Raw genomic sequence first — 21,082 nt, 5'->3', positions numbered from 1 at the left:
CTGTACCGATGGCTGGCAGGAATGCAAGCGGGGCTAGTCGGGCTTTTCGGCGAGGAGGACGTTCAGGTTTTTGCGAGTCGCAATTGTGTTTGGATGCTCAACCCCAAGAGCTGTTTCAAAAACCTCCAGCGCCTCGCGATAGAACGGCTCAGCCTCATCATAACGGCCTTTCGCCCTCAGCAACCCAGCGAGGTTGTTGAGGTCGATTGCATAATCGGGATGCTCAACTCCTATCGTTTTGCGATCAATCTCCAGCGCCTCGCGATAGTACGGCTCAGCCTCATCATAACGACCCGTTACTTTCAGCAGCCCTGCGAGGTTGTTGAGGTGGGTAGCATAGCCGGTATGCTCGACTCCTATCGTTCTTCGACCAATCTCTAGCGCCTCGCGATAGAGCGGCTCAGCCTCATCATAACGGCCTTTCGCCCTCAGCAACCCAGCGAGGTTGTTGAGGTCGACTGCATAACCGGGATGCTCAACTCCTATCGTTTTGCGATCAATCTCAAGCGCCTCGCGATAAAGCGGTTCAGCCTCGTCATAACGGCCCGTCTCCTCTAGCAACCCGGCAAGGTTGTTGAGTCGGATGGCATAGTTGGGATGCTCAACTCCTATCGTTTTTCGGCCTATCTCCAGCGCATCGCGATAGAGCGGCTCAGCCTCATCATAACGACCCGTTGCCCTCAACAGCCCCGCGAGGTTGTTGAGGTTGGTGGCATAATCGGAATGCTCAACTCCTATCGTTTTACGATCAATCTCAAGCGCCTCGCGATACAGCGGTTCAGCCTCATCATACCGGCCCGAGTCCTCCAGGAGCCTAGCGAGATTGTTGAGATGTGTAGCATGGTTGGGATGCTCAGTCCCAATCGTTTCTTGGTCGATCTCCAGTGCCTCGCGATAAAGCAACTCGGCCTGTCGAAAGCGGCCGAGTTTCTTAGAATTGAGTGCATGTTCGTTCAACGCTGAAGTGAGTCGTTCCAGTGTCTCATCCCCTCGCGCAACATCAAGAAGTTCGCCACTGAAACGCAAGGCTGCGTTATAGTTGCCGGATCGCTCAGCAAAATCACTTGCCTTTTGCAAGGTCTCAAAGCTTGCATCTAGATTTGCCGCACGGGCGTAGTGCTCTGCCGCGTCCGCCCAGCGCACTTCGGCCTCTGCAATCTCTCCGCGTCCAAACGCTGCGCGGGCGGCTTCTTGAATCTCCAGTTTGCGTCTTTCTTCGATTTCCGCAAAAAGGTCATCCGCGATGGAGTAGTCGCCTTTTTCCAAAGCAGCGCGTGCTTCTGCCAGACGGTCCTCGCCAAGTTCATTACCTGATCGTTCCAGCAGCGTCTCTAGTTCCGCATTGCGTTTTTGGAGCTCGGCCAGACCTTCTTCTGGGTGGGTGATCTGGCTTTCCAGCGTTGCAATTCGTGCACGCAGTTGATCCTTCTCGTCCTCGTGAGCAGCAGCGAGTTCTTCTTCGAGGTCCGCTTTGAGTTCTCGACGAAGCCGGATGAACTCGGGCACTGTTAACGTAGGGCTATCTGCAACCTTCGACGGAGCAAGCGCTGCTTTGGTATCTTCATCCAACTTTACGGTTTGAGTGCCACCAAAGTGCTTCCGAAATGGTTTGAACACTGTTTCGATGATAGCGAGAGCAGCGGCAGCTCCGCCCAGAGGAACTCCATATTGCGAGAAAAACGCGAGAAACCAATCCAATTCCGCACCGATCCAAATAGCTTTCGATCAGCATAGGTGTTCCAACCACTTTTGGAAGATGCATTTCAACTTAGAGTCGACAAATGCACGAAGGGGTTGATCGCTCACCGCACCTTCAACGTCGCCAACCCAATCATCGCCAGGATCAGCGAGATGATCCAGAAGCGGATCACGATGGTCGGCTCGGCCCAGCCCTTTTTCTCATAGTGGTGATGGATCGGGGCCATCAAGAAGACGCGTTTGCCGGTGCGTTTGAAATAGAGGACCTGAATGATCACGCTCAGCGCTTCGACCACGAACAAACCGCCGACGACGGCCAGAACCAGCTCGTGTTTGGTGGCCACGGCGATGGCGCCCAGCGCGCCGCCCAGCGCCAGTGATCCGGTGTCGCCCATGAACACAGCCGCAGGCGGCGCGTTGTACCACAGGAAGCCAAGCCCCGCGCCGAAGAGGGCCGAGGTGAAGATGAAGATCTCACCGGTGCCGGGCACGTAGTGCACGTCCAGATACTCGGTAAAGTCGACCCGGCCCACGGCGTAGGCGATGATCCCCAGGGTCGAGGCCGCGATCATCGCGGGCATGATGGCCAGACCATCCAGACCATCGGTCAGGTTCACCGCATTTGCGGCCCCCACGATAACGACAATAGCGAACGGGATATAGAAGATGCCCAGATTGACCAGAGTGTCCTTGAACACCGGCACGGCCAGCTGGTTTTGCAGGATTTCAGGATGATGCAAAGTGGCCCAGAGCGAGGCCAGAACGGCGATGATAACGCCCAGCGCAAGCCGCATCCGGCCCGAAACACCCTTAGTATTCTGCTTTGAAACCTTCGCGTAATCGTCGGCAAAGCCGATGGCCGCGTAGGCCAGTGTCACGAACAGCACCATCCAGACATAGGGATTGTCCCACCGCGCCCAGACAAGCGTCGATGTCACCAGCGCGCCGACGATCAGCAACCCGCCCATGGTCGGCGTTCCGGCCTTGGAAAAATGCCCCTCTGGCCCGTCATCGCGGATCGGCTGGCCTTTGCCCTGCTTCCTGCGCAGCACGTTGATCAGCGGCTTGCCGAAGATGAAGCCAAAGATCAGCGCGGTCATAAAGGCGCCGCCTGCGCGGAAGGTGATGTAGCGGAAGAGGTTCCAGAAATCCCCTCCGTCCGACAAGGCGGTCAACCAATACAGCATTACAAAACCCTTCTCACACGAGGCTCATGGGTGCGTTCACCCGTTAAGCGCGCCCCCTTGCCCCATTTTGCGCAGACCGTCAACAATCCGCGCCAGAGCCATGCTCAGCGAGCCCTTGGCCAGCACAGTATCGCCGGTTTTGATCAGATCAGTCAGGTGCTCGGCCATTTCGGCGCTGGTTTCAAACCACAGCCCGCGCTTGTCATTCGGCAGGGCCTGATGCAGAGCCTGCATAAGCGGACCGATGCAATGCACTTGGTCCACACGCGCCATCGCATCGACCTGGGCCATGGCTGCGTGCATGGCCTGTTCCTGCGACCCCAGTTCTTTCATGTCACCCAGAAAGGCGATGCGACGCGCGCCTTGCGATGCAGCAAGCACATCCAAGGCGGCCTCCATCGAGGTCGGGTTGGCGTTGTAGCTGTCGTCCAGCAGTTCGATCTGTCCGCCAGCGGCCAGCGGCAAGGTCTCGCGCACGCCGCGCCCCTTGACCGGGGACCATTGCCGCAAACCGGTGATGGCCTGATCCAGATTAACACCCAGTTCGACACAAGCGGCCAAAGCACCCAAAGCGTTCATCGCAAAATGCGTACCGGCGGATTGGACGTTGAAGGTGAACTGCGTGTCACCAACCGCGGCTTGGGCCTGAACCGAATCCGGCCCGGCAGTCACACCCGCCAGCTTGTAATCTGCGGCCTGACGGCCAAATTCAACGATCCCTGCACCGTGATCTTGCGCCGTGTGACGCAGAATTTCGGCATGGTCGATATCGGCATTCACGATGGCTGCGCCGCCGGGTTCCAGCCCCTCGAAAATAGCCGCCTTTTCGTGGGCGATCCCTGCAACCGACTCAAACGCCTCAAGATGAACCGCAGCCACGGTTGTCACCAGCGCCACATGCGGGCGGGCCTGGCGGGCCAGCGGAGCAATTTCGCCGGGGTGGTTCATCCCGATCTCGATCACCGCATATTCGGTATCCTGCGGCATCCGTGCCAGTGTCAGCGGCACGCCCCAATGATTGTTGTAGCTGGCGACGCTGGCATGGGTTTTGCCCCGAGTTTCAAGAATGGTTGCCAGCATTTCCTTGGTCGAAGTTTTGCCGACGCTACCTGTCACCCCGACCACGCGCGCCTCTGTCCGCGCGCGCGCGGCCTGCCCGAGCGCCTCGAGCCCGGCTTGCACATCTTTGACGATCAACAGCGGCGCATCTTCGGACACACCTTCGGGGATATGGGAAACCAGCGCCGCCCCTGCACCTTTTTCAAGCGCCTGAGCCACGAAATCATGCCCGTCACGTGCAGCCTTCAGCGCAACAAACAGATCGCCCGGCTGCAACGTTCTTGTGTCAATCGACACGCCATTTGCCTGCCAATCCGTGGTTGCCCGCCCGCCGGTGGCCTCGGCAGCCTCTGCCGCTGTCCAGAGCGTCATGCGACCCTCCCGTCGAGAGCGGCCACGGAAATGCTCGCCTGCTCGACATCGTCGAAGGGCAGAACCTGATCGCCGACGATCTGGCCGGTTTCATGCCCCTTGCCTGCGATCAGCAACGCGTCGCCCGGCTGCAAGGCGTCGATGCCGCGAAGGATGGCCTCGGCCCGGTCGCCCACCTCGGTCGCACCCGGCGCGCCGTCCATCACGGCGGCGCGGATGGCGGCCGGGTCTTCGCTGCGCGGGTTGTCATCGGTGACGAATACGATATCCGCATGGTTTGTCGCGGCCTTACCCATCAGCGGGCGTTTGGTGGCATCGCGATCTCCGCCCGCGCCGACAATGGCGATCAGACGGCCCATCACATGCGGGCGTAGCGCCTTTAACGCCGTGGCAACGGCGTCTGGCGTATGGGCATAGTCCACAAATACTGCTGCGCCGTTGTCACGGGTGGCCGCCAGTTGCATGCGCCCCCGAACCGTTGTCAGGTGCGGCAGGGTTTCGAACACCCGCTCGGGCTCATCCCCGGCGGCGATGACCAATCCACAGGCGAGCAGGATGTTCTCGGCCTGAAACCCTCCGATCAGGTTCAGGCGGGTCTGGAAGGTCTTGCCTTGCCAGGAAAACCGCAAATCCTGCCCGGTCGAGTCAAAGCGTTGGTTCATTAGGCAAAGATCGGCCTCGCCCAATCCGACTGTCAGCACCGACTGTCCCCGCGCCTCGGCAATCTTGCGCACGCGGGCTCCCTTTGGGTCGCTGAGGTTGATCACTGCGGTTCCGTCATGGGGCAGAACACGGTCGAACAGGCCCATCTTGGCTGCAAAATAGGCCTCGAAGGTTTCGTGGTAGTCCAGATGATCCTGCGTGAAGTTCGAAAATCCGGCGGCGGTTAGCTGTACGCCATCCAGCCTGCGCTGCTCTAGCCCATGCGAAGACGCCTCCATCGCCGCATGAGTGACCCCATTCTCGGCAGCCTCGGACAGACAGCGATGCAGGGTGATCGGTTCGGGCGTGGTATGAGCTAACGGAGCGGTCCAGGCACCCTCGACACCGGTAGTGCCCAGATTGACGGCGGCATGGCCAAGCTCGGTCCAGATCTGGCGCACGAAGCTGGCAACCGAGGTTTTACCGTTGGTGCCGGTAACCGCCACGATGGTCTGCGGCTGCTGGCCAAACCACAGCGCCGCCGACCCGGCCAGCGCCTGACGCGGGTCTTCGACCACGATCAGGGCGGCGTCGGAAGCGGCCAGTTCGGTTGCCGCGATCCGTGCGCCTTCGGCGTCGGTCAGAACAGCTGCGGCCCCCATGCGCAGGGCAAATTGGATGAACTCGCCGCCGTGGACGCGGGTGCCGGGAAGGGCTGCAAACAGATAGCCGTATTTGACCTCGCGGTTGTCAACCGCCAGCCCGGTGATATCCGGATTTGCGCCGCCGCGCGCGGTCAGGGCCAGTTGGCTGAGTTTCTTTGTTCTTGCGCCCATGACCCACCTGTTCTCTGGCACCCTAATTCGAGGTCAGGGTTATAGCAGCGCCCGCCTCAGGCTCAAGCCGGGGACGCAGGCCCAGCAAAGGGGCAACCCGCCCGATCAGCTCAGCCGCAACCGGGACAGCCGTCCAGCCTGCGGTGCGGCGCTTTTCGCCATAGGCCACGATTGACGGTTCATCCAGCGTGACGATCAGCACGTATTTCGGATCATAGGCCGGAAAGATGGTGGCAAAGGTCGCGATGACCTTGTCATCGTAATACCCGCCACGCGGCTTGGGTTTATCCGCCGTTCCCGTTTTGCCCGCAACGTCATAACCTTTGACATCGCCAAAGCTGGCGGTGCCGTCGGTCACCACTTTGCGCAGCATCTTCTGCGCCTGCGACGCGGCGCTGTCCGAAAGCACACGTGGGCCGTATTGCGGGCCGTTTTTCTTCAGGATCGTCGGGCTGACATAGTGCCCGCCATTGGCAATCGCCGCATATCCCGCCGCCAGATGCATCGGGCTGGTCGACAGGCCATGGCCATAGGAAATGGTCACCGTGCTCAGTTCACCCCATTTCTTGGGCTTCAGCGGCGCGCCCCCGGCGGCCTCGACAATCTCGAACGGTGTGGGTTCAAACATGCCCAGAGTCTGCAGAAACTCCTGCTGTCGTTTGGAACCGATCTGCAAGGCCAACCGCCCGGTTCCCCGGTTCGAGCTATGGACGATCACATCCGCAACACTGATCTTGCCGTAGTTCTTGCCGTTGAACTCACCAATCGGGAAGCGACCGATTTTCATCGGCCCCGAGGTGTCGATAATGGTCTCGGAGTTCACCAACCCAAGCTGCACGGCCTGCGCGGCAGTAAAGATCTTGAAGACCGAGCCAAGCTCGTACACGCCCTGCACATAGCGGTTGAACAGCGGGCTGTCCGACGGATCAAAGCCCGAGGTCGGCGGGCGCGGGCGATCATTGGGGTCGAAAGACGGTAGCGACGCGGCCGAGACCACCTCACCCGTATGCGCATTCATCAGAACGGCCGAAGCCCCCTTGGCGTTCATGATCTTCATGCCGCCATACAGCACCTGCTCGACCGCGGCCTGAATGGTCAGGTCCAGCGACAGTTGCAGCGGCTTGTTGCCGTTGGCCGGATCACGCAGATAGTCGTCGAATTTCTTCTCGACTCCAGCAACGCCGATCACTTCGGCAGCACTCACGCCCTCACGACCAAAGCCCGAGCCACCCAGAATATGTGCGGCCAGTTTACCATTCGGGTACAGCCGCATTTCACGCGGACCAAACAGGATGCCGGGATCGCCAATGTCATGAACAGCCTGCTTCTGCTCGGGCGAGATGCGCTTTTTGATCCAAAGGAATTTGCGCTCGCCAGTGAAGTCCTTGACTAGACGCTCTTTATCCAGATCGGGGAAGATCGCCACCAACTGATCCGCCGCCGCAATCGGATCGATCATCAGGGGCGGTTGGGCGTAGACCGAATAAGTGTCCAGATTGGTCGCAAGAATCCGACCCTCACGATCCACAATATTGGCGCGCTGCATGGCAATCGCCGCCCCCGGCGCGCTGGCCAGCGGCTCTTGCGCCTCGGACGTCGCCAACATCCCCATCCGGAAGCCAACAACCGAGAAGGCACAGAAAAAGAAAAGGCCCAGCACCAGCAGGCGCCCCTCGGCCCTGGCACGGGCGCGGTCTTTCATCTGTTCATGACGCTGACGGATGTTCTCGCGTTCGATGACCTTCGGATTTTCCCCACGCGCACGGGCATCCAGAACACGGGCCAAAGGGCGGAGTGGTGTACGTGTCATGGAATCTGCACCTCGCCCAATGCCTGCAAGTCAGTAATCGCCTGCAATTCAATCGGATCCACGATGGGCAGATCAGGGTCTTCCGCATATGCGATCTGATCGGCACGCCCAAACTGCTCGGCCCGCAGGGGCAGCAGGCTCAGACGTTCGAAATTCAGATCCGCCAGTTCCCGTAACCGGTCAGGACGGTTCAGATAGGCCCATTCGGCGTTCAGAACCGCCAGACGCACCTGCGCCATGCCGATCTCACGCTGCAATTTCTGCGTTTCTTTCAACACTTGCTGGGTGCGGTAATTCTCTTGATACGCCCAAAGCGCCAATCCGAACACGGACAGAGCGGTCAACACATACAAAACACTCTTCATCTTGCCCTTCCCCCCAATTGCGGCATCCCGATTGCGCGGGCGTCAATTTCCCCCGCCGGTGCCTCGGTTCGCACCGCAACACGCAGCTTGGCCGACCGCGCGCGCGGATTTTCCTGCAATTCCTGATCATCCGGGCCCACGGCCTTGCGTGTTTTCAAAGTGAATTGCGGCAATTCCTGTTCCATTTCGGGCGCATAGCGGTTTGCCCGACCGGTTTTGCCCGCGCGGGACTGAAAGAACCGTTTGACCATGCGGTCTTCGATGGAATGGAAGGTGACAACAGCCAGTTGCCCGCCCGGCTTCAACGCCCGTTCCGCGGCCATGAGGCCCTGAAACAGTTCTTCGTATTCCGCGTTCACCGCGATCCGCAGCCCCTGAAAGCTGCGCGTCGCAGGATGCGATTGCCCCGGCTTCGGGCGCGGCAAGCAGGATTCGATGATCTCTGTCAAACGCAGGGTTGTGGTGATGGGTTCCTGGGCCCGCGCTTTGACAATCGCCTTGGCAATCCGACGGCTGGCGCGTTCTTCACCGTAGTGAAACAGAATATCGGCCAGTTGCGCCTCGGTCGCTTGGTTCACAAGATCGGCGGCGCTTTCGCCCTCCTGGCTCATGCGCATGTCCAGCGGCCCGTCCTTCATGAAGGAAAACCCACGCTCGGCCTGATCCAACTGCATCGACGACACCCCGAGGTCCAGCACAACGCCGTCCAGACCTTCGGCATACTCGTCCATCCGGGAAAACACGCCGGGTTGCATCACCAGCCGGTCACCATATTCGGCAGCCCAACCCGCCGCCATCTCAAAGGCCAGCGGATCGCGGTCCACGCCGATGACCTTGTCAGCCCCGGCCTCCAACAAGCCGCGCGTATACCCGCCCGCGCCGAAGGTTCCGTCCAACCACACGCCTGAAACCGGCGCCACCGCGCCCAGCAACGGGCGCAACAAAACAGGGATATGAGGTTTATCGGAAGGGGTCTCAGCGCCGGACATGCCGTCACGCGTCCCCGATGCCATCGAGATAGACCATCGGGTCGAAATCGTCGGGCAGATCGTCCATCCATTCTTCGGCCTTGGCCAGTTCCTCGACCTCATAGGTCTCGGGCTTCCAGATCTGGAAGGTGTCACCGGCGGCAATAAAGAACGCCTCATTCTCAAGGTCGATCTTGCTGCGCAACTTTGCCGGCAGCACCAGCCGCCCGGTTTCGTCCACATTGGTCGGGAAGGACTGACCGTGGAACATGCGCTGCAACATCTTGCGCTCCATCGAGCCGCGCGGCAGTGCATCGATCTTGGCATCAACCTCGTCGATCGCCTGCATTGTATAGCATTCAAGATATTTGCGGCGGTGATCGCCATAGACAATCACAAGCTCAGGATTGTCACCGGGCTGCCAGTTGGGATCGGACGCTTCAAGCACACGGCGAAACGAGGCCGGGATCGAGACCCTGCCCTTTGTGTCCACCTTATGGTGGCTTTCACCTCTAAACCTGCGCGCCAAGACGACTGTCCCTTTCGCTTGCGCCCCACCTCAAATTCACGCTCCCCCCGGATGAAAAACGGCGGGTTGATCTGCTGCCACTGATCAACCCGCCGCATTGACCCGCTTTGCGGGATGTCCAGCTGCACGCGCCACCTGGGGGGATGTCTGCTCGCCCGCGCGCCGGATCTCTTGATAGATGAAAGCGAGATGCCTGTATGAAACCTGATTATTATTGGTTGGGGTCGTTATGTGCCCCTGCTGCCTCGTCCTCATCGGATGAACAAGGGATGACATGGGAAATCATGGAAATCAACTGGAAAATTTGGTCACTGCGTTCGTCAAGCTGCGATGCGACCATCATATCACTATGATCCACAGACGTATATACACTGCATATAGACAAGAAGGGCATTAAACTACCCATATGTTCCAATTTCTATAAGCGAAAAAGACTTCCCACGATTTCCCAACTTTTTTCGGATTTACCCCAGATTTCTGGAAATACCGCCTAAAAACCGTGACACCAATCCCGAATCAATGACCTCAAAATCCACGGCAGTCTTGCTTGGATCATCAATCCAAAGAACATCCCATGAATTCCCAAGTGGGGCCCGTCACAGCCCCAAACAGGCAGGCGCTGCTGAAATCTTGGGCTTTTACAACGCACAAATTTTCCAAGTTAGCGCCCAAACATATGGCGAATGCTTGCGGTAACTTTTTTCCGCTTCGCAAACCACAAGCAAAGGCGTGTCCAAAACCCATATTTATAAGGGGAATCTACGGGTGCCCGCTCAACATTCTGATATCTATGCATTTGCTGCATAGCAGCATTGACGTCGCCCGGTATTGTGCAATCGCAGCATTTGCCTATTTTCAGTCTCAAGCAAGCGCCGGACGACACCGGCACAGACACACGAGACCGAGTAAAGCACATGGCTGTTGCAGCAAATTCCACCGCGCTGAAGGGCGCACACACAAGCGGGCTGAGCGCGCTGATCGAAGCCGCAAAAACCCGCTTTGCCCGTCACCGCATGTACCGCCAGACGGTCAACGAACTGTCCGGCCTGTCCAACCGCGAGCTGGCCGATCTGGGCCTGCACCGCTCGATGATCCGCCGCGTAGCGATGCAGGCGGCTGACGATTACACCGCTCGCTAAGCGCACCGAAATACCCGAGATCAGACCCTTCCTCCTCCCTTTAGGGTCTGTAATCAGCGGCAGCGTCTCTCCTCCTCCCTGACGCTGCCGCACCTTATACCGGCCCTGAACGCCGGAAACTGATACATCGGGGCTCTCCTCCTCCCTGCCCTGATGTTGAAAGCGCGCGGCGACGTCCTTCTCCTCCCTGACGTCGCCGCGTCTTACCCATACCGGGCTCAAACCCGGGTGCTGATACATCAGGGCTCTCCTCCTCCCTGCTCTGATGTTGCAAAGAGCGGCGGTTCCCCCTCCTCCTCCCTGGGAACCGCCGCTTTTCTTTTGCGCACAGCAAAAAGGGGCGCGAACGCCCCTGCTTCTTCTGTTCAAAAATACCTCGGAGCGCGAGGCAGAGCCTCGCAAAAGATCAAAACGGCACGTCGTCCTTGGCAGACAGGAACCGGGAAACAACCTTCTTCGTCCCGGCCTTGTCAAACTCGACCTCGACCTTGTCGCCTTCGATGCCAACCACACCGCCATAGCCGAATTTCTGGTGAAAGACCCTTTCACCCAGGGTAAAACTGGCCACAGCCGTGGCATCGATCACCGTATTCCGGCTCTCACGCGGTTGCGACATACCGTACTGGCCCTGCCGCGCCTGCATCCGCTTCCAACCGGGAGAGTTATAAACATTCGCCTCCGCCGCGCGGGTTTCGATCCCTGCCGTTGTCTGACCACCACCATACAGCCCCGGAGGCGTCAGCACCTCCACATGATCCTCGGGCAATTCGTCGATGAACCGCGACGGCATCGAGTTCTGCCACTGCCCGAACACCCGTCGGTTTGCCGCGAAAGAAATCGTACAAACCTCTTCCGCCCGCGTGATGCCCACATACGCCAATCGCCGTTCCTCTTCGAGGCCCTTGAGGCCCGATTCGTCCATCGACCGTTGCGAGGGGAACAACCCATCCTCCCACCCCGGCAGGAACACGGCGGGAAACTCCAGCCCTTTGGCCGCGTGCAGCGTCATGATGGAAACCTTGGCCCCATCCGAATCCTGCTCGTTATCCATGACCAGGCTGACATGTTCCAGAAACCCTTGCAGGTTCTCGAAATTGTCCAACTGGTTGACGAGTTCTTTGAGGTTCTCCAGCCGTCCCGGCGCTTCGGGTGTTTTGTCGTTCTGCCAGTGACCGGTATAGCCGGACTCGTCCAAAACAATCTGCGCCAGTTCGATATGCGTATGCTCGGGCGCGCCATAGCGGATCGGCGACACGCCATCGTCGATAACCGAGTCATCATCGACCTCAATCCGAGGGCCCCGCGTCATCGCATTCCAGCGCGCCAGACCATCGATCAGTTCACGCAGCGCCTTCCCGCCTTTGCCCTTGATCAGCCCGTTATCAACGGCAATCCGCGCACCATCGACTAGAGACACCCCGTGTTCCCGCGCCGTCATCTGAATCGTCTGCTGCGCCTTGTCACCGAGGCCTCGTTTGGGCGTGTTCACAATCCGCTCAAACGCCAGATCATCCTCGGGGCTGACCACCAGCCGGAAATAGGCCATGGCATCGCGAATCTCCATCCGTTCATAGAACCGAGGGCCGCCGATCACCTTGTAGGGCAAACCAATGGTCAGAAATCGATCCTCAAACGCCCGCATCTGATGCGAGGCGCGGACCAGAATAGCAATCTCATCGAGGTTCATCGGCCGCACGCCGCGCGTGCCGCCCTGCATCGCGTCGATTTCCTCGCCGATCCAGCGCGCCTCTTCCTCGCCATCCCAATGGCCGATCAGACGAACCTTTTCGCCTTCTTCCCGGTCGGTCCATAGCTCTTTGCCTAAGCGACTTTCATTGCCTCGAATGACATTCGACGCAGCCGCCAGAATATGCGGGGTCGAGCGGTAGTTCTGTTCCAGCCGCACCACATAAGCACCGGGAAAATCCTTCTCGAACCGCAGGATGTTGCCCACTTCGGCCCCGCGCCAGCCATAGATCGACTGATCGTCGTCGCCCACGCAGCAGATATTCTTGTGCCCCCCGGCCAGCAAACGCAGCCAGAGGTACTGGGCGACGTTGGTGTCCTGATACTCGTCCACAAGGATATAGCGGAACCAGCGTTGGTATTGTTCCAGAACGTCCGGGTGAGTCTGGAAGATCGCGATCATGTGCATCAGGAGGTCATCGAAATCCACAGCATTTAGTTCGCGTAACCGATTTTGGTATTGGATATAAACATCACCCACTGAACGCTGGTACCCTGTACCGTCTGCTGCGGCTCCGGGAATACGATCCGCTCGCTTACCGTTTCCAGCGCCAACCTTTTTTGCCGTCTCCGCTCTATTCTTGTGGTTTCCGATTTCATGAAGGAACCAACGGTCCGTCCATTTCTTTCGATCAACCTTTTCTGCATCCAAAATTTGGCGCACGAGACGCAATTGGTCGTCGCTGTCCAGAATGGTGAAGTTCGGTTTCAGGTCGACCAGTTCGGCATGCCGCCGTAACAGCTTAGCGCTGATCGAGTGAAAGGTACCCATCCACCTCAACGGTTCTTTGACTTCATAAGGAGTGACTTCAAGCCGATCCCTCATTTCCTTGGCGGCTTTGTTTGTAAACGTCACCGCAAGAATCTCGTTTGATCTAACGCCGTGCCTCTGCACAAGATGTGCGACACGCGCCATCAACGTTTTTGTTTTGCCCGTCCCTGCACCGGCCAAAATCAGTAGTGGCCCCTCAATTTGTTCAGCCGCTTCTCGCTGCGAGGAGTTAAGGTCTTTAAGATACAAGCCTTCGTTCTGCCCAAAGCGAGCCATGGCTCTTTGCGACAGCGATGCGCCCTCGAAGGCGTCCATTTCGTCAAAACTGCTCATGGCTCCAAACTACGCCGGATGCGCGCCAAGGGAAAGAGTTTGTTCACGGCTTGTTCACACGCGCTTTCAACTTTCTTAACGCGCGCGGGACACTCGGAGCAACGCGTACTTCGAACGGCTTGTCTTGATCAGTAGATGCGCGCCCTAAGAAGCGTATCGCCCTACACCCTTGCCGAATCGCCGTGCAGGTCGGATCAATCCGCATGGACCTGCACAGCTTGTATCCCGGCATCCCGGATCTGAAACGCCGCGCCCGGCGCAGGTTGCCGCATTTTGTCTGGGAATATGTGGACAGTGGCACCGGAACGGAAACCACTTTGCACCGCAACCGGCAGGCGCTGGACGATGTGCGACTGTACCCCTCGATCCTACATGGAGAGTTAACGTTCGACACACAGGTCGAGCTTTTGGGGCAGACCTGCGCCTTGCCTTTTGGAATCGCTCCGATCGGGATGTGCGGCCTGATCTGGCCGAATGCCGAGGCACTGCTGGCGCGTGCGGCCGCGCAGGCCGGTCTGCCCTTCACCTTGTCGACCGTCGCCAGCCAATCGCCCGAGGATATGGCACCGCATCTGGGCCGGAACGCGTGGTTTCAACTCTACCCGCCCAAAGACCCCGAGATTCGCAGCGATGTGCTGGCCCGCGCACGTGCCGCCGGGTTCAAGACTCTGGTTCTGACCGCCGATGTGCCGGTTGCGTCGCGGCGCGAACGTCAGACGCGCTCGGGCCAGACGCAGCCGCCGCGTCTGACGCCGCGATTGCTGGCTCAGGTTGCGATGCGCCCGGCCTGGGCCATGGGCATGTGGCGACACGGAACGCCCAGGATGCGGACCCTGGACAAGTATATCGATGGCCAGCAGACCCTGCCCCCAACCGCCCATATCGGGTATCTGCTGCGCACCTCGCCCGACATGGATTATGTCAAATGGCTGCGCGATCATTGGGACGGGCCGTTTATCGTGAAGGGCGTATTACGACCCGAAGATGCGGAACGGCTTGAGAAAACAGGTGTGGATGCGCTTTGGGTCTCGAACCACGGCGGACGCCAGTTTGACGCTGCACCGGCCAGCATCGACGTGCTGCCCGAGATTCGCGCCGCCTGCAGCCTGCCGCTGATTTTCGACAGCGGCGTCGAGGGTGGTTTGGACATTCTGCGCGCCATGGCCAAAGGTGCGGATTTTGTCATGCTGGGGCGGGCGTTTCTGTATGGGCTTGCGGCCCTTGGCGCGCAGGGTCCGACCCATGTGATCGACATTCTGCGGCAGGATTTGCTGGCCAATATGGGACAAATGGGCATCGCTTCGCCGGATCAGGTGCCGCAAGGTCAACTCTGCGATTGATGCTGCGCCGCAGCAACGCTAAAGAGAAACCGCCATAAGGCGGCGTTTGCGAGCGATAACATGCCGGTTCTACCCAGAACGACTGATATACGTGCGCGTATTGTCCGCCTATTAAACGGCCACACCTAAATGACCGGGACCTAAAATGACCGACTTCAACAAGATCCTGATCGCCAACCGCGGCGAAATCGCTATCCGCGTCATGCGCGCAGCCAACGAGATGGGCAAACGCACCGTCGCCGTCTTCGCCGAAGAAGACAAGCTGGGCCTGCACCGTTTCAAGGCGGATGAGGCATATCGCATTGGCGAAGGCATGGGACCGGTCGCGGCCTATCTGTCGATTGATGAGATCATCCGGGTGGCCAAGGAATGCGGCGCGGATGCGATCCATCCGGGCTATGGCCTGCTGTCCGAAAATCCCAACTTTGTGGATGCCTGTGTTCAGAACGGCATCACCTTCATCGGACCAAAGGCCGAGACCATGCGCGCCCTGGGCGACAAGGCCAGCGCGCGGCGCGTGGCGATTGAGGCAGGTGTTCCGGTGATCCCCGCGACCGAGGTTCTGGGCGATGACATGGATGCGATCCGGGCTGAGGCCAAAGAGATCGGCTATCCGCTGATGCTGAAGGCCAGCTGGGGCGGCGGCGGGCGCGGGATGCGTCCGATCGAGTCCGAGGATGAGCTGGAAGAAAAGGTGCTGGAAGGTCGGCGTGAGGCCGAGGCCGCGTTTGGCAATGGCGAGGGCTATCTGGAAAAGATGATCACCCGCGCCCGCCACGTCGAGGTTCAGATCCTTGGCGACAAGCACGGTGAGATTTATCACCTGTACGAACGCGACTGCTCGGTTCAGCGCCGGAATCAGAAAGTCGTCGAACGCGCCCCTGCCCCGTATCTGTCCGAAGATCAGCGCGCGGAAATCTGTGAACTGGGCCGCAAGATCTGCGCCCATGTGAATTATGAATGCGCGGGCACCGTCGAGTTTCTGATGGATATGGAAACCGGCAAGTTCTACTTCATCGAGGTGAACCCCCGCGTGCAGGTGGAACACACCGTCACCGAGGAAGTCACCGGCATCGACATCGTGCAGGCCCAGATTCTGATCGCCGAGGGGAAAACGCTGGCCGAAGCCACCGGTGCTGCCAGCCAGGCCGATGTGCGCCTGAATGGCCACGCGCTGCAAACCCGGATCACCACCGAGGACCCGCAGAACAACTTCATTCCCGATTATGGCCGCATCACCGCCTATCGCTCGGCCACTGGTATGGGCATCCGTCTGGATGGCGGCACGGCTTATGCGGGCGGGGTGATTACACGCTATTACGACTCGCTTCTGACCAAGGTCACCGCCAAGGCGCCGACGCCGGAGGCTGCGATTGCCCGAATGGACCGCGCCCTGCGCGAGTTCCGTATTCGCGGCGTGAGCACCAATATCGACTTTGTCATCAACCTGCTAAAGCACCCGACATTCCTGTCGAATGAATACACCACCAAGTTCATCGACACGACGCCGGACCTGTTCCAGTTCAAGCGCCGCCGCGACCGGGGCACCAAGGTTCTGACCTACATCGCGGATATCACCGTGAACGGGCATCCCGAAACCAAAGACCGCCCGGAACCGCGCACTGATCTGAAAGAGGCCAAGGCCCCGGCCGCTAAGGCCGAACCGCAGATGGGCACCCGCAACCTGCTGGAACAGAAAGGCCCGCAGGCGGTTGCCGACTGGATGAAGGCGCAGCGGCAGTTGCTGATCACCGACACCACCATGCGGGACGGGCACCAGTCGCTGCTGGCGACCCGGATGCGCTCGATCGACATGATCAAGGTTGCCCCGACCTATGCGGCCAACCTGCCGCAATTGTTCTCGGTGGAATGCTGGGGCGGTGCGACTTTCGATGTGGCCTACCGCTTCCTGCAGGAATGCCCGTGGCAGCGCTTGCGCGATCTGCGCGAGGCGATGCCGAACCTGATGACTCAGATGCTGCTGCGCGGCGCAAACGGGGTTGGCTATACCAACTACCCCGACAACGTCGTGCAGGAATTTGTGCGTCAGGCATCGAAGAACATCGACGTCTTCCGCGTGTTCGACTCGCTGAACTGGGTCGAGAATATGCGCGTTGCGATGGATGCGGTTGTTGAGAGCGGCAAGATCTGTGAAGGCACAGTTTGCTATACCGGCGACATTCTGGACCCGGACCGCGCCAAGTATGACCTGAAATACTATGTCGGTATGGCGAAAGAGCTTCGCGATGCTGGGGCGCATGTGCTTGGCCTGAAAGACATGGCGGGCCTGCTGAAACCGGCCTCGGCCAAAATCCTGATCCGCGCGCTGAAGGAAGAGGTCGGTCTGCCGATCCACTTCCACACGCACGACACCGCTGGTATCGCCAGCGCGACCATTCTGGCCGCGTCCGAGGCGGGAGTAGACGCGGTGGATTGCGCGATGGACAGCTTCAGCGGCAACACGTCACAGGCGACGCTGGGCACCGTGGTCGAGGCGCTGCGTCATACCGAGCGGGACACCGGGCTGGACATCAAGGCCATCCGTGAGATCAGCGACTATTTCGAAGCAGTACGCGGCCAGTACGCGGCTTTCGAATCCAGTCTGCAAGCCCCGGCCTCTGAGGTTTACCTGCACGAGATGCCAGGAGGTCAGTTCACCAACCTCAAGGCGCAGGCCCGCAGCCTCGGGCTTGAGGAACGCTGGCACGAGGTCGCGCAGACCTATGCCGACGTGAACCAGATGTTCGGTGATATCGTCAAGGTGACCCCGTCGTCCAAGGTGGTCGGTGACATGGCGCTGATGATGGTCAGCCAGAACATGACCCGGGAACAGGTCGAAGACCCGTCGACCGATGTGGCCTTCCCCGACTCGGTGGTGGACATGATGCGCGGCAATCTGGGCCAGCCTCCGGGCGGGTTCCCCGAGTCGATCATCAAGAAGGTGCTGAAGGACGAAACGCCCAATACCGAGCGCCCCGGCAAGGGGGTCGAAGCGGTCGATTTGGAAGCCACCCGTGCCGATCTGTCCAAACAGTTGGAAGGCATGGAGGTCGATGACGAGGACCTGAACGGATACCTGATGTATCCCAAGGTCTTTCTGGACTACATGGGCCGCCACCGGGTTTACGGCCCGGTCCGCACCCTGCCCACGCGCACCTTCTTCTACGGCATGGAGCCGGGCGAAGAGATCACGGCGGAAATCGATCCCGGCAAGACGCTGGAAATCCGTTGTCAGGCCATTGGCGACACCGACGAAAAGGGCGAGGTCAAAGTGTTCTTTGAACTCAACGGCCAGCCCCGCGTGATCCGGGTACCGAACCGCATGGTGACCTCGACCACACAGGCCCGTCCGAAGGCCGAAGCCGGCAATCCCAACCATGTCGGCGCGCCGATGCCGGGTGTCGTGGCAACCGTCGCTGTGACAGCCGGGCAAGAGGTCAAGGAAGGCGACATGCTGCTGACCATCGAAGCGATGAAGATGGAAACCGGCATCCACGCCGAACGCGACGCAGTTGTCAAAGCTGTCCATGTTCAGCCCGGCGGTCAGATTGACGCCAAGGACCTGTTGGTTGAGCTTGAGTAACTGACATTCAAGCAATCAACGAAAAAAGGCGCGCCACCGGCGCGCCTTTGTTTTTGCAAGGTACAACCGTCACGGGTCGGCTTTCCGGCCTTACCCCATTACCTCAGGGCTCAACTGCCCCCACAACTGCCGCTAATCGTCAGGTCACCTCGGGTCCAACAGGACTATCGTGGCAATTTCCGCACGCATTCGACCGACATGCCACATCTACACAAAACTGTGACTGGCTGAACTGAACCGACCGGTTTAGTCCCCTTGCCTGTAAAGCCGCCCGGACGACCCGGCGGTTGCATAACGGCCCGAGGAGAAACAGGACCAATGCTATCGATCACCCCGCTTTATGCGGCCCCCATCGCCATTCTGTATGTTGTGCTCAGCCTTCTCGTCGTCCGGTATCGCCGCTCGGGCCTGGTCTCGTTCGGGGATGGCGGGAAGGAAGAAGTGCTCAAGGCGATGCGCACGCAGGAGAACTGCCTGGAATACGCCCCCTTCACCCTGCTGTTGCTGGCGATGATCGAAATTCAGGGGGCCGAAGGCTGGCTGATCCACGCATTTGGCGCGGCCCTTCTGGTCGGACGCCTGATGCACGCCTATGGTTTCGGCCGCACGCCTCAGATTCAGCCGCTGCGGATGTACGGGATGATCCTGACCTATATCGCCCTTTTGGGTACGGCCATCACCAGCTTCGTTCTTGCCATCTGACGGGCCCCGGCGGCGCAAAAGAAAATTCGATTGCGCCGCATTTTCCACTTGCAGCCCCGCGTGGGAATTTATACATCCCTCCTCACTCAACGGCGCGGGCGTAGCTCAGGGGTAGAGCATAACCTTGCCAAGGTTAGGGTCGGGCGTTCGAATCGCCTCGCCCGCTCCATTGAGAGGTCTTTGGACCGACACATATGTATCTGATGCGGGCGTAGCTCAGGGGTAGAGCATAACCTTGCCAAGGTTAGGGTCGGGCGTTCGAATCGCCTCGCCCGCTCCAGATACCAAAAACCTTCAGAAAGCCTTGAATGTCATCGTGGTCAGTGACCGTTCGATGTTTGGGATGACCAGCAGGTTTTCATTGATGAAATGGCCCACGTCCTCGGTTTCCGGGATATAGAGCTTCAGCAGCAGGTCATATTCGCCGCTTGTCGAATAGAGTTCGGAATGGATTTCGCGCAGCGCGATTTCCTCGGCCACACTGTAGGTGGTGCCGGGTTTGCAGCGAATCTGGATGAAAACGCAAGTGGACATGGCGTCGGTCCTTCAATTGACTTGCGGGCAGGCTGGCACGGGGCCGGGCCGGGTGCAATCCCCTGCAACAGTTTGCGGCGAATGCCACACATGGTCTGGATCAACCCGCCCCACCCCGTCTATAAGCTCCCTCGAAGCAAAAGGAATTCGCCCATGCGCAGCGCATCGATCAGCCGCAAGACCGCTGAGACCGAGATTTCGGTTCAGGTCAATCTGGACGGCACCGGCCAGTATGACAATCAGACCGGCGTTGGCTTTTTCGATCACATGCTGGACCAGCTGGCGCGCCATTCGCTGATCGACATGACGATCCGGGCGCAGGGTGATTACCACATCGACGATCACCACACGGTCGAGGATACCGGCATCGCGCTGGGACAGGCGTTGACGCAGGCCCTTGGCGACAAGAAGGGCATCCGTCGCTATGGCGAGTGTCATTTGCCGATGGATGACGCGCAGGTCCGCTGTGCGCTGGACCTGTCGGGCCGTCCGTTCCTGATCTGGAACGTTGACCTGCCAACGCCCAAGATCGGCAATTTCGACACCGAACTGGTGCGCGAGTTCTTTCAGGCGCTGGCCACCCATGGCGGTGTCACACTGCATATAGATCAGTTACACGGGTTCAACAGCCACCACATCGCCGAGGCGGCGTTCAAGGCTGTCGCGCGCGCGTTGCGGCTGGCGGTTGAGACCGACCCGCGCAAGGCGGATGCGATTCCCTCGACCAAGGGTGCTTTGTAGGCGGTCGTAAGGGGCGCTGCCCCTCTTGGCCTGCGGCCAATTCACCCCGCCGTATTTGGAACAAGAAGAAGAACAGGTCCGTATCATGCTGACTGCGATCATTGATTATGAGTCGGGCAATCTGCACTCGGCCGAGAAGGCGTTTCAGCGCATGGCGCGTGAGGTGGACGCGGGTGAGGTTGTCGTGACATCGGACGCGGATGTCGTGGCGCGTGCGGATCGCCTGGTGTTGCCAGGCGATGGAGCGTTCCCGGCCTGCGCTGCCGAGTTGCGCGGGCACAAGGGCATCTATGACGCGATGGTCGAGGCGGTCGAACAAAAGGGCCGCCCGTTTCTGGGCATCTGCGTGGGAATGCAATTGATGGCCTCGAAGGGGCACGAATACACAGAAACCGACGGGCTGGGCTGGGTTGGCGGCGATGTTGTTCGAATCGAGCCGTCAGATCGCGCGTTGAAAGTGCCGCATATGGGCTGGAACGATCTGGTTCTGGAAAGCGCCCATCCGGTGTTCGATGGGGTGCGTTCAGGCGATCATGCCTATTTCGTTCACTCCTACCACTTCCGGGTCAGCGATCCGGCGCAGCGGCTGGCCCATGTGGACTATGGGCAAGAGGTCACGGCCGTGATCGGCCGCGACACAATGGTTGGGATGCAGTTCCATCCTGAGAAAAGTCAGGATGTGGGCCTGCGCATGATCGGGAATTTCCTGACCTGGACCCCCTGAGC

Annotated in this window: 16 protein-coding genes and 2 tRNA genes; 8 read left to right on the top strand and 10 right to left on the bottom strand. The window is 59.4% G+C overall.

Annotated features, from left to right (window positions below; translation table 11 throughout):
• Positions 1–33: 33 nt before the first annotated feature.
• The 8 genes from ACR0KX_RS02510 to mraZ all read right to left on the bottom strand — a co-directional run bounded on the left by ACR0KX_RS02510 (position 34) and on the right by mraZ (position 9,466).
• Positions 34–1,698, bottom strand: a complete 1,665-nt coding sequence (locus ACR0KX_RS02510) for a tetratricopeptide repeat protein (RefSeq protein WP_170622365.1) — start codon at positions 1,696–1,698, stop codon at positions 34–36.
• A gap of 104 nt (positions 1,699–1,802) precedes the next feature.
• Positions 1,803–2,885 (bottom strand): phospho-N-acetylmuramoyl-pentapeptide-transferase, encoded by a 1,083-nt coding sequence (mraY, locus tag ACR0KX_RS02505; protein WP_170622364.1) that lies wholly within the window; start codon positions 2,883–2,885, stop codon positions 1,803–1,805.
• Between the two features lie 36 nt (positions 2,886–2,921).
• The gene (locus ACR0KX_RS02500; protein WP_170622363.1) at positions 2,922–4,316 is read right to left on the bottom strand and encodes a UDP-N-acetylmuramoyl-tripeptide--D-alanyl-D-alanine ligase; all 1,395 of its coding nucleotides are present in this window, start codon (positions 4,314–4,316) and stop codon (positions 2,922–2,924) included.
• Positions 4,313–5,794: a UDP-N-acetylmuramoyl-L-alanyl-D-glutamate--2,6-diaminopimelate ligase gene (locus ACR0KX_RS02495; protein ID WP_170622362.1), complete on the bottom strand. Its 1,482-nt coding sequence runs from the start codon at positions 5,792–5,794 to the stop codon at positions 4,313–4,315. The genes ACR0KX_RS02500 and ACR0KX_RS02495 overlap by 4 nt, the downstream gene beginning before the upstream one ends.
• 22 nt (positions 5,795–5,816) lie before the next feature.
• Positions 5,817–7,604 carry a peptidoglycan D,D-transpeptidase FtsI family protein gene (locus tag ACR0KX_RS02490; RefSeq protein ID WP_480707806.1) on the bottom strand — a complete coding sequence of 596 codons (1,788 nt, stop codon included), beginning with the start codon at positions 7,602–7,604 and terminating at the stop codon, positions 5,817–5,819.
• The gene (ftsL, locus tag ACR0KX_RS02485) at positions 7,601–7,969 is read right to left on the bottom strand and encodes a cell division protein FtsL (RefSeq protein WP_170622360.1); all 369 of its coding nucleotides are present in this window, start codon (positions 7,967–7,969) and stop codon (positions 7,601–7,603) included. The genes ACR0KX_RS02490 and ftsL overlap by 4 nt, the downstream gene beginning before the upstream one ends.
• Positions 7,966–8,958, bottom strand: coding sequence for a 16S rRNA (cytosine(1402)-N(4))-methyltransferase RsmH (rsmH, locus tag ACR0KX_RS02480; RefSeq protein WP_170622661.1), 993 nt, complete (start codon positions 8,956–8,958; stop codon positions 7,966–7,968). The genes ftsL and rsmH overlap by 4 nt, the downstream gene beginning before the upstream one ends.
• A 4-nt stretch (positions 8,959–8,962) precedes the next feature.
• The gene (gene mraZ / locus ACR0KX_RS02475; RefSeq protein ID WP_170452117.1) at positions 8,963–9,466 is read right to left on the bottom strand and encodes a division/cell wall cluster transcriptional repressor MraZ; all 504 of its coding nucleotides are present in this window, start codon (positions 9,464–9,466) and stop codon (positions 8,963–8,965) included.
• A gap of 914 nt (positions 9,467–10,380) precedes the next feature.
• Here mraZ and ACR0KX_RS02470 point away from each other — a divergent pair.
• Complete coding sequence (locus tag ACR0KX_RS02470; RefSeq protein WP_170622359.1) at positions 10,381–10,605, top strand: DUF1127 domain-containing protein; 225 nt, start codon at positions 10,381–10,383, stop codon at positions 10,603–10,605.
• A 406-nt stretch (positions 10,606–11,011) separates the two neighbouring features.
• Here ACR0KX_RS02470 and ACR0KX_RS02465 read toward each other — a convergent pair whose 3' ends face one another.
• The gene (locus ACR0KX_RS02465) at positions 11,012–13,456 is read right to left on the bottom strand and encodes a UvrD-helicase domain-containing protein (protein ID WP_170622358.1); all 2,445 of its coding nucleotides are present in this window, start codon (positions 13,454–13,456) and stop codon (positions 11,012–11,014) included.
• Between the two features lie 203 nt (positions 13,457–13,659).
• Between ACR0KX_RS02465 and ACR0KX_RS02460 the strand changes: the two genes are divergently transcribed.
• The 5 genes from ACR0KX_RS02460 to ACR0KX_RS02440 all read left to right on the top strand — a co-directional run bounded on the left by ACR0KX_RS02460 (position 13,660) and on the right by ACR0KX_RS02440 (position 19,361).
• On the top strand, positions 13,660–14,796 hold the full coding sequence (locus tag ACR0KX_RS02460; protein WP_170622357.1) for an alpha-hydroxy acid oxidase: 1,137 nt from the start codon (positions 13,660–13,662) through the stop codon (positions 14,794–14,796).
• Positions 14,797–14,941: 145 nt separating this feature from the next.
• On the top strand, positions 14,942–18,379 hold the full coding sequence (locus ACR0KX_RS02455; RefSeq protein ID WP_480707805.1) for a pyruvate carboxylase: 3,438 nt from the start codon (positions 14,942–14,944) through the stop codon (positions 18,377–18,379).
• Positions 18,380–18,697: 318 nt separating this feature from the next.
• Positions 18,698–19,081 (top strand): MAPEG family protein, encoded by a 384-nt coding sequence (locus ACR0KX_RS02450; protein ID WP_170622355.1) that lies wholly within the window; start codon positions 18,698–18,700, stop codon positions 19,079–19,081.
• A 94-nt stretch (positions 19,082–19,175) separates the two neighbouring features.
• Positions 19,176–19,250, top strand: a tRNA-Gly gene (locus tag ACR0KX_RS02445).
• A 36-nt stretch (positions 19,251–19,286) separates the two neighbouring features.
• Positions 19,287–19,361 (top strand) — tRNA-Gly (locus tag ACR0KX_RS02440).
• Between the two features lie 14 nt (positions 19,362–19,375).
• Here ACR0KX_RS02440 and ACR0KX_RS02435 read toward each other — a convergent pair.
• A complete protein-coding gene (locus ACR0KX_RS02435) occupies positions 19,376–19,615 on the bottom strand; it encodes an Lrp/AsnC ligand binding domain-containing protein (RefSeq protein ID WP_170452129.1) in 240 nt (79 codons plus the stop codon).
• 153 nt (positions 19,616–19,768) lie between these two features.
• On the opposite strand from ACR0KX_RS02435, the gene hisB reads away from it, so the two are divergent.
• On the top strand, positions 19,769–20,356 hold the full coding sequence (gene hisB / locus ACR0KX_RS02430) for an imidazoleglycerol-phosphate dehydratase HisB (protein WP_170452131.1): 588 nt from the start codon (positions 19,769–19,771) through the stop codon (positions 20,354–20,356).
• Between the two features lie 85 nt (positions 20,357–20,441).
• Positions 20,442–21,080: an imidazole glycerol phosphate synthase subunit HisH gene (hisH, locus tag ACR0KX_RS02425; protein WP_170452133.1), complete on the top strand. Its 639-nt coding sequence runs from the start codon at positions 20,442–20,444 to the stop codon at positions 21,078–21,080.
• Positions 21,081–21,082: the final 2 nt, after the last annotated feature.

This window comes from Ruegeria sp. BG5 (assembly GCF_056538425.1).
Note: the sequence above shows the minus strand (reverse complement) of the source record. Positions and strands in the feature narration are given on the sequence as shown.

Excerpts from the sequence above, each read along its gene's own strand:
- mraY (WP_170622364.1), bottom strand. The coding sequence starts at position 2,885 with ATGCTGTATTGGTTGACCGCCTTGTCGGACGGAGGGGATTTCTGGAAC.
- ACR0KX_RS02500 (WP_170622363.1), bottom strand. The coding sequence starts at position 4,316 with ATGACGCTCTGGACAGCGGCAGAGGCTGCCGAGGCCACCGGCGGGCGG.
- ACR0KX_RS02495 (WP_170622362.1), bottom strand. The coding sequence starts at position 5,794 with ATGGGCGCAAGAACAAAGAAACTCAGCCAACTGGCCCTGACCGCGCGC.
- ACR0KX_RS02490 (WP_480707806.1), bottom strand. The coding sequence starts at position 7,604 with ATGACACGTACACCACTCCGCCCTTTGGCCCGTGTTCTGGATGCCCGT.
- ftsL (WP_170622360.1), bottom strand. The coding sequence starts at position 7,969 with ATGAAGAGTGTTTTGTATGTGTTGACCGCTCTGTCCGTGTTCGGATTG.
- rsmH (WP_170622661.1), bottom strand. The coding sequence starts at position 8,958 with ATGTCCGGCGCTGAGACCCCTTCCGATAAACCTCATATCCCTGTTTTG.
- ACR0KX_RS02470 (WP_170622359.1), top strand. The coding sequence starts at position 10,381 with ATGGCTGTTGCAGCAAATTCCACCGCGCTGAAGGGCGCACACACAAGC.
- ACR0KX_RS02465 (WP_170622358.1), bottom strand. The coding sequence starts at position 13,456 with ATGAGCAGTTTTGACGAAATGGACGCCTTCGAGGGCGCATCGCTGTCG.
- ACR0KX_RS02460 (WP_170622357.1), top strand. The coding sequence starts at position 13,660 with ATGGACCTGCACAGCTTGTATCCCGGCATCCCGGATCTGAAACGCCGC.
- ACR0KX_RS02455 (WP_480707805.1), top strand. The coding sequence starts at position 14,942 with ATGACCGACTTCAACAAGATCCTGATCGCCAACCGCGGCGAAATCGCT.
- ACR0KX_RS02450 (WP_170622355.1), top strand. The coding sequence starts at position 18,698 with ATGCTATCGATCACCCCGCTTTATGCGGCCCCCATCGCCATTCTGTAT.
- ACR0KX_RS02435 (WP_170452129.1), bottom strand. The coding sequence starts at position 19,615 with ATGTCCACTTGCGTTTTCATCCAGATTCGCTGCAAACCCGGCACCACC.
- hisB (WP_170452131.1), top strand. The coding sequence starts at position 19,769 with ATGCGCAGCGCATCGATCAGCCGCAAGACCGCTGAGACCGAGATTTCG.
- hisH (WP_170452133.1), top strand. The coding sequence starts at position 20,442 with ATGCTGACTGCGATCATTGATTATGAGTCGGGCAATCTGCACTCGGCC.